Annotated in this window: 15 protein-coding genes; 7 read left to right on the forward strand and 8 right to left on the reverse strand. The window is 69.4% G+C overall.

Going from position 1 to position 13,416, the window contains the following annotated elements:
- Positions 1 to 5: 5 nt before the first annotated feature.
- Together WBQ80_RS01490 and WBQ80_RS01495 are read right to left on the reverse strand one after the other, a co-directional pair.
- A complete protein-coding gene (locus WBQ80_RS01490) occupies positions 6 to 572 on the reverse strand; it encodes a YceI family protein (protein ID WP_336570231.1) in 567 nt (188 codons plus the stop codon).
- Between the two features lie 73 nt (positions 573 to 645).
- On the reverse strand, positions 646 to 1,821 hold the full coding sequence (locus WBQ80_RS01495) for a glycoside hydrolase family 3 N-terminal domain-containing protein (protein ID WP_336570230.1): 1,176 nt from the start codon (positions 1,819 to 1,821) through the stop codon (positions 646 to 648).
- Positions 1,822 to 1,884: 63 nt separating this feature from the next.
- Here WBQ80_RS01495 and WBQ80_RS01500 point away from each other — a divergent pair, with 63 nt between their 5' ends.
- The 5 genes from WBQ80_RS01500 to WBQ80_RS01520 all read left to right on the forward strand — a co-directional run bounded on the left by WBQ80_RS01500 (position 1,885) and on the right by WBQ80_RS01520 (position 6,922).
- Entirely contained in the window at positions 1,885 to 2,703 is an 819-nt protein-coding gene (locus WBQ80_RS01500) for an oxygenase MpaB family protein (RefSeq protein ID WP_336570229.1), read from the forward strand.
- Entirely contained in the window at positions 2,700 to 3,194 is a 495-nt protein-coding gene (locus WBQ80_RS01505; RefSeq protein ID WP_336570228.1) for an Lrp/AsnC family transcriptional regulator, read from the forward strand. Before WBQ80_RS01500 ends, WBQ80_RS01505 begins: the two co-directional genes overlap by 4 nt.
- 109 nt (positions 3,195 to 3,303) lie before the next feature.
- On the forward strand, positions 3,304 to 4,440 hold the full coding sequence (gene pdhA, locus WBQ80_RS01510; RefSeq protein WP_336570227.1) for a pyruvate dehydrogenase (acetyl-transferring) E1 component subunit alpha: 1,137 nt from the start codon (positions 3,304 to 3,306) through the stop codon (positions 4,438 to 4,440).
- Complete coding sequence (locus WBQ80_RS01515) at positions 4,437 to 5,465, forward strand: alpha-ketoacid dehydrogenase subunit beta (RefSeq protein WP_336570226.1); 1,029 nt, start codon at positions 4,437 to 4,439, stop codon at positions 5,463 to 5,465. Before pdhA ends, WBQ80_RS01515 begins: the two co-directional genes overlap by 4 nt.
- Positions 5,462 to 6,922, forward strand: a complete 1,461-nt coding sequence (locus WBQ80_RS01520) for a dihydrolipoamide acetyltransferase family protein (protein ID WP_336570225.1) — start codon at positions 5,462 to 5,464, stop codon at positions 6,920 to 6,922. Before WBQ80_RS01515 ends, WBQ80_RS01520 begins: the two co-directional genes overlap by 4 nt.
- Positions 6,923 to 6,993: 71 nt before the next feature.
- Here WBQ80_RS01520 and WBQ80_RS01525 read toward each other — a convergent pair whose 3' ends face one another.
- Positions 6,994 to 7,518, reverse strand: a complete 525-nt coding sequence (locus WBQ80_RS01525; protein WP_336570224.1) for a hypothetical protein — start codon at positions 7,516 to 7,518, stop codon at positions 6,994 to 6,996.
- A 147-nt stretch (positions 7,519 to 7,665) separates the two neighbouring features.
- Between WBQ80_RS01525 and WBQ80_RS01530 the strand changes: the two genes are divergently transcribed.
- Positions 7,666 to 8,502 carry an alpha/beta fold hydrolase gene (locus WBQ80_RS01530; RefSeq protein WP_336570223.1) on the forward strand — a complete coding sequence of 279 codons (837 nt, stop codon included), beginning with the start codon at positions 7,666 to 7,668 and terminating at the stop codon, positions 8,500 to 8,502.
- Positions 8,503 to 8,514: 12 nt separating this feature from the next.
- The gene (locus WBQ80_RS01535; protein WP_336570222.1) at positions 8,515 to 8,730 is read left to right on the forward strand and encodes a hypothetical protein; all 216 of its coding nucleotides are present in this window, start codon (positions 8,515 to 8,517) and stop codon (positions 8,728 to 8,730) included.
- A 467-nt stretch (positions 8,731 to 9,197) separates the two neighbouring features.
- Here WBQ80_RS01535 and WBQ80_RS01540 read toward each other — a convergent pair whose 3' ends face one another.
- The 5 genes from WBQ80_RS01540 to WBQ80_RS01560 all read right to left on the reverse strand — a co-directional run bounded on the left by WBQ80_RS01540 (position 9,198) and on the right by WBQ80_RS01560 (position 13,416).
- Entirely contained in the window at positions 9,198 to 9,599 is a 402-nt protein-coding gene (locus WBQ80_RS01540) for a hypothetical protein (RefSeq protein ID WP_336570221.1), read from the reverse strand.
- Positions 9,593 to 9,826 (reverse strand): hypothetical protein, encoded by a 234-nt coding sequence (locus WBQ80_RS01545; protein WP_336570220.1) that lies wholly within the window; start codon positions 9,824 to 9,826, stop codon positions 9,593 to 9,595. The genes WBQ80_RS01540 and WBQ80_RS01545 overlap by 7 nt, the downstream gene beginning before the upstream one ends.
- Positions 9,827 to 10,207: 381 nt before the next feature.
- Positions 10,208 to 11,596: a hypothetical protein gene (locus tag WBQ80_RS01550; protein ID WP_336570219.1), complete on the reverse strand. Its 1,389-nt coding sequence runs from the start codon at positions 11,594 to 11,596 to the stop codon at positions 10,208 to 10,210.
- Positions 11,596 to 12,234, reverse strand: a complete 639-nt coding sequence (locus tag WBQ80_RS01555; protein WP_336570218.1) for a hypothetical protein — start codon at positions 12,232 to 12,234, stop codon at positions 11,596 to 11,598. Before WBQ80_RS01555 ends, WBQ80_RS01550 begins: the two co-directional genes overlap by 1 nt.
- A gap of 129 nt (positions 12,235 to 12,363) precedes the next feature.
- Positions 12,364 to 13,416, reverse strand: coding sequence for an Eco57I restriction-modification methylase domain-containing protein (locus WBQ80_RS01560; RefSeq protein WP_336570217.1), 1,053 nt, complete (start codon positions 13,414 to 13,416; stop codon positions 12,364 to 12,366).

The raw sequence follows: 13,416 nt of genomic DNA on the forward strand, positions 1-13,416 counted from the left end.
TCCGCTCAGTCCTGGACGAGCGCCGCCTGCAGCTCGATGGTGATGGTGACCTGCTCGCCGACGAGCACGCCGCCAGTCTCGAGTGCCGCGTTCCAGCTGAGGCCGAAGTCCTCGCGGTTGATCACGGTCTTCGCGGTGGCGCCGCCCTTGTAGTTGCCGTACGGGTCGGTGCCGAAGCCGCCGAAGTCGAAGTCGAAGGTGACGGGCTTCGTGACGCCCTTGATGGTGAGGTCGCCGTCCACCTTGAACTCGCCGTCCTCGATGCGGACGCCGGTCGAGACGAACTCGATCGTCGGGTACTGCTCGGCCTGGAAGAAGTCGTTCGTGCGCAGGTGCGCGTCGCGGTTCGGCTCGTTCGTGTTGATCGAGGCGACCTCGGCCGTGGCGGTCACGCGCGAGTCCAGCGGGTCCTCGCCGGTCACGAAGGTGGCGTCGAAGCGCTCGAACTTTCCCTTGACCTTGCTGATCATGAGGTGCCGGACGCTGAAGGCCACCTCGCTGTGGGTGGGGTCGATCTTCCAGGTGCCGGACTTGTAGCCGGGGATCTCGACGGTCGTCTCGGTCGTCGTCATACGGTGTCGCTCCTTCGATGCGTTCTCGGCCGGTACCGGCCACGTTGAATGCAAACGCATGGAGCCTGCGGATCTATTCCCCGGATCCCACGACCAGTTCGCGACGCAGCTCCAGCACCCGCGTCGCGGCCTCGTCCAGGCGCGCCTCCGGGATCCGTCCCGCGTCGACGGCCTCGGCGATCGAGGCCGCGAGCCCGCCGACGCTGATGCCGAACTCCGACGGATCCGCCGGCAGGACGTAGAGCAGCAGGTCGCTCCCCGCGGCGATCGCCTGCACGGCGTTCTCGCCCGGATCGGCGTACTCGGGCAGGCCGTTGTGCTGGAGCATGAGCATGTCGTCGGTGACGAGCACGCCGTCGAATCCCAGCTCCTCCCGCAGGATGCGGTGCCACTCCGGCGAGAGCGACGCCGGCGCGGCGTCCACCGCGGGGTACGCCAGGTGCCCGGTCATCACCAGCTCGACGTCGGCGGCGATCGCGGCGGCGAACGGCAGCGCCGGCCCGGCGCGCCACTCGTCGAGCGTCAGCGGCGCCGTGGGGATGGACACGTGGGAGTCGCCGGGAGCCGCGCCGTGTCCGGGGAAGTGCTTGACCGTGCTCAGCACGGCGCCCCGCTCCCCCTCGACGGCCGCCGCGACCCGCGCTCCGGCGTCCGCAGGGTCGGTGCCGAGCACGCGATCGAAGATGAACGACGACGGATCCGCCGTGACGTCCGCCACGACGCCGAAGTTCACGTTGACCCCGGACGCCGCGAGGGTCGCCGCACGCGCGGCGAACGCGTCGCGCGTGGCCGCCGGCGGCTGCGCGCGCACTTCGACGGGACCGGGGGCGGTATCCCAGTCGATCCGGCTCACGATGCCGCCCTCCTGGTCGATGCCGACGAGGGTCGCCGCGTCGGGGTCGACCTGCAGCGCGGCGGTGAGCGCCGCGAGCGATGCCTGGTCGCCGGTCATGTTGTCGCCCATGAGGATGACGCCCGCGATGCCCTCGTCGAGCAGCGCGCGCATCGCGGCCGGGTCGGTGCCGGGTGCGTGCAGCATGAGCACCGACGCCGCCTTCTCGTCGATCGTCATGCCGGCGACTCGCTCGGCCGCCCACTCGGCGGCCGTCGCAGGCGTCGGCGTCGGCGTCGCGCTCCGAGGGGCCGCGCTCGGGCTCGGCGTCGATTCCGCAGGCGCCGAGCAACCCGAGAGCACCGCCGCACCCGTGAGGGCGAGGGCGGCCAGGGTCGAGGGGAGGCTGCGGCGCACCCGGCGAGTCTACGCGGCCCCGCCTGCATGCTCCCCGCAGCGAGCCGGGGTAGAACGGACGGGATGGACGACGAACACGACCGCGCGATCCTGCGTCGGCACGCCGCCGACGGGACGCTCATGGCAGGCGGCGCAGCGGCGATCCTGCTCCAGCTGGCCGACCCGAGGATCGCGGCGGGCGTGGCTCGGCACAGCGGATTCCGGGAGCGCCCGCTCGACCGGCTCGACGGCACCCATCAGTACCTCACGGCGCTCGTGTTCGGCGACGAGCGCGACATCCGGCATGTCGTGCGGGTGGTCGACGCACGTCACGCCCGCGTCCGCGGCGAGGAGCCCCGCAGGTACGACGCGCGCGACGCCGACGCGCAGCGGTGGGTCGCCGCGACCATCCTCGCGATGGCGCTGCAGCTCGAGGACCGTCTGGCTGGTCGCCGTCTCGACCCGGGGACGGCCGACGCGCTCGTCCGCGGGTACGCGCCGATCGCGACGCGGCTGCAGGGGGCGGATGCCGGGTGGCCGGCGACGCGCGGCGAGTTCGAGGAGTGGTGGGCGGGCCGCCTGGCGCGGCTCGAAGTCGGGGACGATGCCCGGTCGGTGGCGCAGGACCTGCTCACGGGTGCGGCACTGCCGGCTCCGCTGCGCGCGCTCCTGCCGGCGGTGCGACTCGTCACCGCCGCCTTGCTCCCTCCGGCCCTGCGGGAGGCGTACGGGTTCCGCTGGACGCCGCGGACGAGGCGGGTCGCGGAGGCCTGGCTGACAGGGCTCGGCCTGGCGCGCCGCGTCGTCCCTCCCCGCGCTCGCGCGCTCCCCACGCGGATCTCGCTCCGTCGGCTGCGACGGCGCAGCCGGTACGCTGGGAACGAACCGCGAGGACGAGGATGACCCAGCAGGCAGCACACCGAGGCGAACCGCTCGACGCGATCGACCGTCGCATCGTCGCCGAACTCAGCCGCGACGGCCGGCTCTCGGTCCGCACCCTCGCCGAGCGCGTGCACATCTCGCGCACCGCCGCGCACAACCGGGTGCTGGCGTTGCAGCAGCGCGGCGTGATCACGGGGTTCGGCGCCCAGATCGACCGCAAGGCGATCGGGCTCAACATCTCCGCGCTCGTCGTGGTGCGCATCGGGGACGTCTCGTGGGAGGAGATCGCCGCGAAGCTCGCGACGCTGCCCTTCGTCGAGAAGGTGCAGGCCGTGTCGGGAGACATCGACATCATGCTGACCGTCAGCGCGCCCGACCACGAGCAGCTGAGCCAGGCGATCCTCCGCGACATCCACGACATGCCCGGCGTGGTTTCGACGCGGTCGCACCTGATCCTCGCCGAGATCGACGGCCGACCGCCCGCCCAGTCGCTGGACATCTGGCGCGCCTGAGTGCCCTCCGACCGGACGCGCGGCATCCGTTTCGCCCGCGGCGTGCCGATCGTTCACGGTTGACGCGTACCCCCAGCGGGGGTCCCGAGGACTGGCGCACCATGGCCGTATGAGCCTCAACGTCGAGCATCACGAACCACGGGTCCTGCCCTCCGAGAAGCCCCTGCGCCTCCTCGACAACGCCGGCCACGCGGTGCACGGCCGCGAGACCGGCGGCTTCGCCCTGCCCCCCGTCGAGACCCTCCTCGAGCTGTACCGGCGCATGGTCATCGCGCGTCGCTTCGACGTGCAGGTCACCGCCCTCACCAAGCAGGGCCGGCTCGCGACGTACCCGTCGGCATTGGGCCAGGAGGCCTGCGAGATCGGCGTCGTCTCTGCGATCGACGCCGACGACTGGTTCTTCCCGACCTACCGCGACAGCATCGCCCTGCTCACGCGCGGCCTCGAGCCCGGGGAGATCCTCCAGTCGTTCCGCGGCGACTGGCACAACGGATGGGACCAGCACCGGCGCCGCACCGCGTCGATGGCGACGCCGCTCGCGACCCAGGCACTCCACGCCGTCGGCCTCGCCCACGCCGCTCGGCTCCGCCACGACCCCATCGTCACGCTCACCTTCCTGGGCGACGGCGCGACGAGCGAGGGCGACGCCCACGAGGCCTTCAACTTCGCCGCCGTCTGGCAGACCCCGACCGTCTTCCTCGTGCAGAACAACCAGTTCGCGATCAGCACGCCGCTCGCCCGGCAGACGCACGCCGCCACGCTCGCCGACAAGGCCGTCGGCTACGGCATGCCCGGCTACCACGTCGACGGCAACGACATCGCGGCCATGTACGCGGTGGCCTCCGCCGCCGTCGCGCGCGCTCGCACGGGCGGCGGCCCGACGCTCATCGAGGGACTCACCTACCGCATCGAGTCGCACACGAACTCCGACGACCCGACGCGCTACCGGCAGAGCCGCGAGGTGGAGCACTGGAAGCGCCGCGACCCGATCGAACGGCTCGAGAAGTACCTCGTCTCCGAGGGCGCACTCACCGACACGGTGCGCGCCGAGGTCGGCGAGGCCGCCGAGGCGCTCGCCGCGCGCACGCGCGACGCGATGAACGAGCAACCCGAACTCGACCCGCTCGAGCTCTTCGACCACGTCTACGCGACGCCGCGCGCCTCGCTGGGCGAGCAGCGCGCCGCCCTCGAAGCCGAGCTCGCCGCCCACGCCCGGAACGCCGGAACGGAGGTGGCCGCCCGATGAGCGCGACCGCGACCGAGCGCGCAGCGGATGCCGCGGCATCCGCCCCGCAGCCCCTGACCATGGCCGGAGCCCTGAACGCCGCCCTGCGCGACGCGATGGAGGCCGACGACCGCGTCGTCGTGTACGGCGAGGACGTCGGCCCGCTCGGCGGGGTGTTCCGCGTCACCGACGGCCTGCAGGCGAGGTTCGGCGACGAACGCGTCTGGGACTCCCCGCTCGCCGAGTCCGGCATCATCGGCACCGCCGTCGGCATGGCCATGTACGGCATGCGTCCCGTCGTCGAGATGCAGTTCGACGCGTTCAGCTATCCCGCATTCGAGCAGATCGTCTCGCACGTCGCGAAGATGCGGAACCGCACCAAGGGACACGTGAGCCTGCCGATGGTCATCCGCATCCCGTGCGCCGGCGCGATCGGCGGCGTCGAGCACCACTCCGACTCGTCGGAGGGGTACTGGGCGGCGACGCCCGGGCTCACGGTCGTCATGCCGTCCAACCCCGCCGACGCCTACTCGATGCTCCGCGAGGCGATCGAGAGCGACGACCCGATCGTGTTCATGGAGCCCAAGAGCCGGTACTGGTCGAAGGCGAGCCTCGAGCTGCCCGTCCGCACGGAGCCCATGAACCGCGCGAAGGTCGTCCGCGAGGGCACGGACGTCACCCTGATCGGCTACGGACCCACCGTGCGGACCGCCCTCGATGCGGCATCCGCCGCCGAGGCCGAGGGGCTGTCGATCGAGGTGATCGACCTGCGGAGCCTCTCGCCGTTCGACGACGAGACCGTGAGCGCGTCGGTGCGCAAGACCTCGCGCGCCGCCGTGATCCACGAGGCGGCGCAGTTCGGCGGCTACGGCGCCGAGGTGGCGGCCCGGCTCACCGAGCGCAACTTCTTCCACCTCGCCGCGCCGATCCTCCGCATCACCGGCTACGACATCCCCTACCCCTCGCCGAAGCTCGAGGAGCACTACCTGCCGACACCCGACCGCGTGCTCGATGCGCTCGCCTCATGGGAGTGGGACCTGGCATGAGCGCACGCGAGTTCATCCTGCCCGACCTCGGCGAGGGGCTCACCGAGGCGGAGGTCGTCGCCTGGCTGGTCCAGCCGGGCGACGAGGTGACAGTCGACCAGCCAGTGGTCGAGCTCGAATCGGCGAAGTCGGTCGTGCAGCTGCCGACGCCCATCGCGGGTGTCGTCGAGTCGCTCGGCGGCGAGGTCGGCCAGGTGCTCCACGCCGGCGAGGTGCTCCTGCGGCTCGCCCCGGTCGGCGCTTCCCTCGACGCGACGGATGCCGCCGGCGACTCCCAGCCCGAGCCGCCGGCGTCCGTCGCGTCCTCCGCGGAGCCCCACGCGGCACCGGTCGCGGCCGAGCCGGGCGTCGCGGTGCCCACGGACGCCGCGGGCGAGGAGTCCGGCGCCGTCCTCATCGGGTACGGCACGCGCACCGCGGCGGCATCCGCTCGATCGTCGTCGGCGCCGTCGCGCTTCGGTCGTCGCCGCACCGGCGGCGAGGGTCCGGACGAGCGAGCTGCCGTCGCCGCGCCGCCGACCGGCGAGAGGGCCGACGAGCCGCACGTCCTCGAGCACGGGCGCCACTCCCCCGTCATCTCGCCGATCGTGCGCCGACTCGCGCGCGAGCACGGGTTCGATGCGAGCGAGCTGCTGGGCTCCGGACCCGACGGCCTGGTGACTCGGCACGACGTCGAGGAGTTCATCCGCGAACTCGAGGCGGCGCGCACCGCGCCCGCCGAACCCGCCGGTGCGCCCGCGGCGCCCGCCCCTGCCGCGGCCCCGGCCGGCGACCGGCGCGTGCCGCTCGATCGCCTGCAGCGCGCGGCGGCGGCGCACTTCACGCGCTCCCGCCGGGAGATCCCCGAGGCGACCGTGTGGATGGACGTCGACGCGACCGAGCTCCTCGCCGCGAAGCGCCAGCTGCAGGAGGCGACGGGCGAGCGCTTCGGCATGACCGCGCTCGTGGCGCGGTTCGTGGTCGCGGGGCTCGCTCGGCATCCGGCGCTCAACGCGAGCTTCGACGCCGAGCGCGACGAGCTCGTGCTGCACTCGGGCGTGAACCTCGGCCTCGCCGCCCAGACCCCGCGCGGACTCCTCGTCCCGGTCGTGCACGGGGCCGAGCGGATGACGCTCCGCGAGCTCCGCGACGCCGTGCAGGACCGAACCGAGCAGGCCTCGACGGGCGCGTTCCCACCGGACGCGCTGTCCGGCGGCACCTTCACCCTCAACAACTACGGGTCGCTCGGCGTGGACGGCTCGGCCGCCATCATCAACCACCCCGAGGCCGCGATGCTCGGCATCGGCCGGCTCGTGGCGCGGCCGTGGGTGGTCGACGGCGAGCTCGCGGTGCGCACCGTGACGGAGCTCACCATCTCGTTCGACCACCGCGTGTGCGACGGAGCGGAGGCCGCCGGGTTCCTCACCTACGTCGCCGGCTGCATCGAGCGCCCCATCTCGCTGCTGGCCGACCTGTGATCGCCCCGTGAGACGGATCGAGGCGCATCCCCCAGGGGATGCGCCTCGATCGGTTCCGGGCTCCGGCCGGTCTAGAAGAAGTCGTCGGGCGTCCCCGCGGCGCGCTCCACGTCGCGCGTGTCGATGCGCGCGGCGGTGAGCTTGGAGACGGCGAGCCGGAGACCCGATTCCATCTGCGCGGCCCACGCGTCGGACTCGCGCGCGGTCGCCTCCGCGGCGCGTGCGCGTTCGTCAGCGGCATCCGACGCCCGACGGGCCTCGGAGACCTGGCGGAGCGCCAGGGAGATGCCGTAGTAGGCGGCGACGATCGTGACGATCGGCGCGGCGACGATCGCGAGCGCGGTCACGCCGGAGGCGTCGGGCGCGAAGGCCACCACGAGCGCGAAGGCCAGGAAGAGCGCGACGATGGCGGCGAGGACGACGGCCATGAACCGGAGGTCTCGACTCCACGCGACGCGACGGCTCGCGGTGCCGGCCGCAGGGTGCGCGCCACCGGACGTGGTCGTGCGGACCTCGTCGGCCCCGAGGACGGCGGTGTCGCCGTGTCCGGAATCGAGGAGCGCTGGATCGGTCGGTCGGGTGGTCGTATCGCTCATCGGCGGGTGCCCCTTGCGTTCGGATCGTCCCCTCATTGTCCTGCCCCCGTCGCGAGGCGGTCAAGGAACCGCGCCGTGCGCAAGGGGTGCCGAGGGCGAACATCGGAGGAGTACGGTCGGACCGGTACCGGCCGAAGGGAGTGCGCGATGGGACGTGGGGGTGCGCGCGGCGACGCGGGAGCGGAGGTCGCCCGGAACTCGGGCGACGGAACCGACGCGCTGCGCCACGAGCTCCGCGTGAACGGGCGGCAGTACCTCGTCCACGAGTCCGGCACGAGTGGAACCGGGACGGCCGCGGTGCTGCTCGTGCACGGCATCGGGATGACGCACGCATCGCTCGACCTCGTCCAGGACGCCCTGCCGCCGACCCTGCGAACCCTCAACGTCGACCTGGCCGGGTTCGGCTCCACCGAGCGGCCGCCCCGGGCCACGAGCATCGAGGCGTACGCCGCGGATCTCGCCGGACTCCTCGATCGCCTGGGCGCCTGGCCGCTGGTCGCGGCCGGTCATTCGATGGGGACGCAGGTGGTCCTCGAGCTCGCCCGGATCCGCCCCCTCGGCGTCCGCGCGATCGTCATGGTGGGCCCGGTGGTCGACGACGCTCGCCATACCGTCCGGCAGCAGTCGGCCTCCCTCGTTCGCGACACCCTCCGCGAGCCGGCGCCGGTCAACGCGCTCGTGGTCCGGGACTACGTCCGCGGTGGCGTGCGCTGGTACCTCGAGGTCCTGCGCGAGATGATGCGCTATCCGACGCTCGACCGGATGGCGGGATGCACCGTGCCCGCGATCGTGGTGCGCGGCGAGTCCGATCCGATCGCCCGCGAGGCGTGGTGCCGGCGGCTCGTCGAGGCGAACGGGGCCGACGCCCGCCTCGTGACGATTCCCGGCGACCGCCACGTCGTGCCGCGCACCTCGCCCGTGCGCCTCGCGATGGAACTCGCCGCGCTGGCCGGCCCCGGCGCTCCGGATGTCAGTGGGTACTGAGATGCTCTCACTATGGAGGCCGTCGAACTCAAGCAGACCAACCAGCTCGCCGTCGGCGACACGCTGGTCAGCGCGACCGGCAGCGTGTACGAGATCACCAAGGTCGCACGCGTCGGCCGCGGTATCCGCGTGCAGTACGTCACGCCTGCGGGCCGCCAGGGGCGGTTCACCGCGGCACCCGATGCGGTGACGCGCGTGCGACGTTCGAGCTCGATGCGGGCCGCCTGAGCGGCGTGGCGTCCGGGCCGGGAATGCGAAGAACCCCGCCGCTCGCTGCGACGGGGTTCTCGATCGAATGGTGGATCTGAGGGGACTCGAACCCCTGACCCCCTGACGGGAGGCACCTTGGCTGGCGCGCACGTGTTTGGTTGTGGATGCCAGCAAGTATAAGGAAGAGCGGGGCGAGCGGCTGCGTGGTGGTGGCCGATGGATGCCGTCGTTCGCCGGATTCTGGGTATAAAAAGAGCCGCAAAAAGGCCGCGGACGCCAAACGGCCGCGCCTTATTCAGCGGGGAAGAAGGGGCGCCACCACGGCGCGAAGCCGGCGATCAGTCACGCGCTCGAATCCAGCCCCGGCTCCCTCGCCGGCCTCGGTTCGCTGAGGCTTCCTGCCGCCCGGCGCCGTGCCCGACTTCACAGCCGCGTGGATGCTTCGGCAGCAATGAAAGTGACGTCACCCTTGTCGCCGTGCGCAGCTAGACGCTGTTGGTTGTTGACCGGCGCGCGGACTCCTGCGCCGCCGTCTTCTCGTAACTCTCAGCCGGTTCCGGGGCGGGACCCGGCGTCCCTTCGATGACACCCGGCATGTCTGCGATGTGTCCCATCGCGACGCGGGTCCATGACCGCAGCAGCTCGGCCGTTTCATAGCCGTCGGTCGGACCGCCGATCCAGTACGGCGCGATGATCCACACGCCACGCATGCGCCAGCTGGTCCTCAGGCTGTCGCGGGCTGCGTCTTCGAGCTTGGAGAGTTCCCAGGATTCGACGGCATGGCGGGCGGGTCTCATCAGGTCGTCGCCGAACTTGGGGTGGTGCATAAAGATCGTGTGGGCAAAGGCGTTGCGAGTCTTGTGCCCCGCGTCAGCGGTACTCAGCACATCGAGCGCGATGCTACGAAAGGCGCCGGGCACCTCGGGTGAGGCAGCGCCTTTCGCAGCTTGCCGAACAACCGCCCATAAGAGAACTTATCGGGATCAAGGAGCCCAACTGCTTGCAGCCGACGCCACAGCATCCGGGTCTCGTTCTCGGTCGAAACGTCGTTGCGGACGATCTCTCCGACGAGAAACGACAGTCGGTACTTCTCAGGTAGTTCGACATCAACCATGCCCACACGATAGGCCGACGGGGTCTGTCGCCGTTGATCGTGTTCCATCCTTGGTTGAGGAACCGATCGAAAGTCAGGCCGATCCAGTGAGCCGCTCCGCAACTGGCTGGATCAACTCGGTCACGAGGTCGCCCATCCGGTCGACGGCCTCCGCGATGCGACGAGCGTGACGATGCTGATGTCGTGGCGCGCCGCTGTGTCGCAGCGCGCAGTCGCGCACCTCAGGGCGATTGACCGCGGGGAGGAAGGCGACGGCTTGAGCCTGTGCGTCGAGGCGCACATGCAAGTGCGCGTCGACGGCTCCAGCCCCCAACGCGCCGACGCGAGGCCAGCGGTTTGGGGGATCTTGGAGCGCGGCCGACACACTCTGCGTGCGACTGCCTAGGCGACGTATCCGACGCGACGGAAGGCCACTACCCCGCGGCGGAGCACCGTCACATCGATCTGGTCGGGGTACATGGTTCTTGGTTCCAGACCTCGAAGTTCTACTGGCCGCGGCCCGAGCTTCCGAAGTTCGATCATTTTCCAACCAGCCTCAGAGAGGAGTTCAGCGGGAACCGTGTAGTTCTGGTCGACCAGCCCGAAGAACGTCCAACCGGTCTCAACTGCGAGGCTGAGCATGGCTGCACTGGCCTGATCGATCACCAGTCGCGCGACAAGTGCTCCGACGATGTTCCCGATCAGGGACCCAAGGAGCGGAATCGGGATGAGCGCTTGGCCAATCGCCCCGAACCCCAGTGCGACGGCAATTGTAAGGGCGTCTTCGGCGGTGTAGCCCGCCGCCTCCTGAGGAGTCAGCTCGCCCCGTGCCGCCTTGATCGAGTTCGTGACGGCACAGAGGGATAGCACTACTACCGCGCTGACCAAGCTGGGATCGAGGTCCTTCAGGGAGGCCCCGAGGAGTTCCTTCCGAGCGGCTCCGACGATGGCGGCCGCCAGCCCACCAGCAAGCCCGGAACGGAGCATCGTCGCCGGAACAGCACGCCCGAGCGGCGCGAAATCCTTGGCCGTGATCGCCCCAGTCTCGATTCCCTTCCTCGCGATCGCCACCAGGTATGGTGCGGCTTGAAGCGCAGCGGTGATAAGTGCGGCGCGGACGGCGGCCGAAGTCGCATCACGAAAGACTTCATGCCACTCGATGAGCTCTTGGGAAGTCAACCCGAACCGTACCTGGTCGATCCCGCCATCCTGTCGAAATTGTTGGGTGAGGATACGCGACTGCTCCTCCGTGAGCGGCCTCGACTCAGCTCCGTCAATCCGCAAACGGTCATCGACAACTCGCGCGGTGTGGTCATAGGAGGCCGCGACGTCCGGTCGCTCGACGTTCCTATCCGCCAGACGAAGGGCGGCCTCGCGAACATCCCGCAACTGATCCGCCGGGACCACCTTCTCGAGGTCTTGATACTTCGGATCGCTGATGGCCTTTGCGGTGGCATCCGCCGAGCGGTAGAACTTCAGCTGGGCCGCCAATCCGTAGCCATCTGCCCTAAGCGCGATGTCAATCGGTGAGGCATTCCGCGGAGCAAATGCCTCGACATCGATTCCGCGCCGCACAGCATCGAGGTTCAACGTTCCGGCGTGCCAGAGCTCGGCGACGTCGCCCTTGACGTAATCAAGACCTTTCTCGTTCATTGCGACCTTCTCCATGTCGCGAATGAGTTCCGCGACCGAGGCTTCGACGCGATCCCCGTATTGAGCGACCCGCTGACCGACGGTATCTCCAAAGAAGTGGTCGAGCGCGGCCTGGTATCCCCTCCGGAAGTCCGACATCAGTTCCCCTCGACGCCGGCGACGAAAACCTCGAACTCTTCCTTGAGGAAGCGATCGAGCACGTAGCGATACTGCAGTCGGAGGTACGCACGCTTCCGCTTGCCCGAGTTCACGGCCCGGACGATGAAGTCGACGGCACCCTTCCCGGCATCGAAGAGTGGCTGGACGGCCAGCGCAACCCTCACACCCACAGGAATTTGGTGAGCGACGGCGACGGACGGCGTCTGTGCCCCTGCAGTTTCCGCCTGCGCTTCCACCTCGACAACGCCGGGGACGTTGGTGGTCTCGGCGATGTGACGAAGTTCCTCAGCCCGGCCCTCTACGACCCGCTCGAAGCGTGCGAGGTCGTCGACGCTGACGCTGTCCGGGTCATCGGCAAGTAGAACGGCCTTTGCACCCTCGAACCGGCAGGTTGTCCCGTAGTCTGCGAACCGCACCGGCAGGACTTCGGTGTAAGGCTTGGAGACCTTACTCTCGCCCAGGAAGATAACCGGTTGCTTCGCAAGCGACGCCTCATTGTCCTCGTAATGCTTCAGCGTCCAGTAGGTTCCGCTGTGCTCTTCATGCAGCGAAAGCGCGTGTGCGAGCTGACGGCCGAGCGTCGCGAGGTCGTCCGTCGCCACGATGATGAACTGCACTCTTCCCGTCCCCAATTGACTCCGATGTTTCCCTCAAGCCTATGAGGGACAGACGACGCCCCCGGTTCGCGACAAGCTGGGTCTTCGGCCGGGAAGGACTCGCGGGAACCGCGGCGACCTCGATCCCGGTCAATCCATCGGTTTGACTTGGGATTCGATGAACGCGATCTCCGCCGCGTCGAGACCGTACTTTGCGTAGAGCTCCTCGTCGATCTCGGGGACGGACTTCGACCAGTCGACGTCGGACGTGGACGTGAAGTCTTGAACAGGGACGTACTTCCACACCTTCGCCGGATTGTGCTGCGTGATCTTTAAGACGCCGAGCAGCGTCCGCGCGAACTTGGACTTGATGTACTTCAGGCACGCTTGCGCCTCGGCTTCGGTTTCGAACGAGCCGATGGTGATGAACGTCTGCGTGACCGCAACTCCTGGTTCAAGCACAGTCGGCTTGTTCACCGCGACGCCAAAAAAGTCAGTGGTCGACCCCGACCCGTTCGCCGCTGGAACCGCGACCTTGTACTTGTCGAGGCTGTCGGGGCCGACGATGTGCTCCCTGCGAATCCAACGGAAAGAGCGACGGTTCCTGATGACCCCGAGGACGCGCACGTACTCGCCGCCATCGTTCGGGCGGTCCTCGTGGAAGAGGAACGCGACCTGCTCAAAGGCGTTAGTGCTCACTCGGAACTGTGCGTCACTCGACATAATGCTCGACGCATTCGGGTGCTGATCGTGCATCTCCTTCGTGAACGCGTACGCGCGACCGCTCGACACATACTTGTCGATGAAGGTGGTCCCCGATTCCAGTACTTTGTGCAGGATCGTGTTGAGCTCGGGGTGCTTGGTGAAGAAGCCGATGGGGCCGAGCTTGCGTCCCGAATCGCGGTATGTAACTGCGATGCCGCCCTTGATAGGGTCAGTGAGGCTCGGAAACAGCAGGTTTGAGTCGGACTCGAAATATGCCACTGTCAGGTGCTCGTCCGCGAGCATCTTCTCGTTCCAGTCCTTCGGCGTGAAGCCAGCGTTGAACAAGAAGCGCGCTGGTGTGATGAGCACGGCCTTCGTGGCGACCGCGTACGCGGCGTCCATGAACTGGTGGTAGATAGGGGTGGCACGGGTGCCCTCGCCCTGGGCCTCCTCCTGATAGGGCGGGTTGCCGATGACGACATCGAACTTCTTGGCCAT

This window comes from Agromyces sp. CCNWLW213, assembly GCF_037199545.1.
In the GTDB taxonomy this organism is placed as follows: Bacteria; Actinomycetota; Actinomycetes; order Actinomycetales; family Microbacteriaceae; genus Agromyces.

What these genes read in the sequence shown, in the direction of transcription:
- WBQ80_RS01490 (WP_336570231.1), bottom strand. Translation starts at nt 572, where the DNA reads ATGACGACGACCGAGACGACCGTCGAGATCCCCGGCTACAAGTCCGGC.
- WBQ80_RS01545 (WP_336570220.1), bottom strand. Translation starts at nt 9,826, where the DNA reads ATGGTTGATGTCGAACTACCTGAGAAGTACCGACTGTCGTTTCTCGTC.
- WBQ80_RS01560 (WP_336570217.1), bottom strand. Translation starts at nt 13,416, where the DNA reads ATGGCCAAGAAGTTCGATGTCGTCATCGGCAACCCGCCCTATCAGGAG.
- WBQ80_RS01550 (WP_336570219.1), bottom strand. Translation starts at nt 11,596, where the DNA reads ATGTCGGACTTCCGGAGGGGATACCAGGCCGCGCTCGACCACTTCTTT.
- pdhA (WP_336570227.1), top strand. Translation starts at nt 3,304, where the DNA reads ATGAGCCTCAACGTCGAGCATCACGAACCACGGGTCCTGCCCTCCGAG.
- WBQ80_RS01535 (WP_336570222.1), top strand. Translation starts at nt 8,515, where the DNA reads ATGGAGGCCGTCGAACTCAAGCAGACCAACCAGCTCGCCGTCGGCGAC.
- WBQ80_RS01500 (WP_336570229.1), top strand. Translation starts at nt 1,885, where the DNA reads ATGGACGACGAACACGACCGCGCGATCCTGCGTCGGCACGCCGCCGAC.
- WBQ80_RS01530 (WP_336570223.1), top strand. Translation starts at nt 7,666, where the DNA reads ATGGGACGTGGGGGTGCGCGCGGCGACGCGGGAGCGGAGGTCGCCCGG.
- WBQ80_RS01505 (WP_336570228.1), top strand. Translation starts at nt 2,700, where the DNA reads ATGACCCAGCAGGCAGCACACCGAGGCGAACCGCTCGACGCGATCGAC.
- WBQ80_RS01525 (WP_336570224.1), bottom strand. Translation starts at nt 7,518, where the DNA reads ATGAGCGATACGACCACCCGACCGACCGATCCAGCGCTCCTCGATTCC.
- WBQ80_RS01515 (WP_336570226.1), top strand. Translation starts at nt 4,437, where the DNA reads ATGAGCGCGACCGCGACCGAGCGCGCAGCGGATGCCGCGGCATCCGCC.
- WBQ80_RS01520 (WP_336570225.1), top strand. Translation starts at nt 5,462, where the DNA reads ATGAGCGCACGCGAGTTCATCCTGCCCGACCTCGGCGAGGGGCTCACC.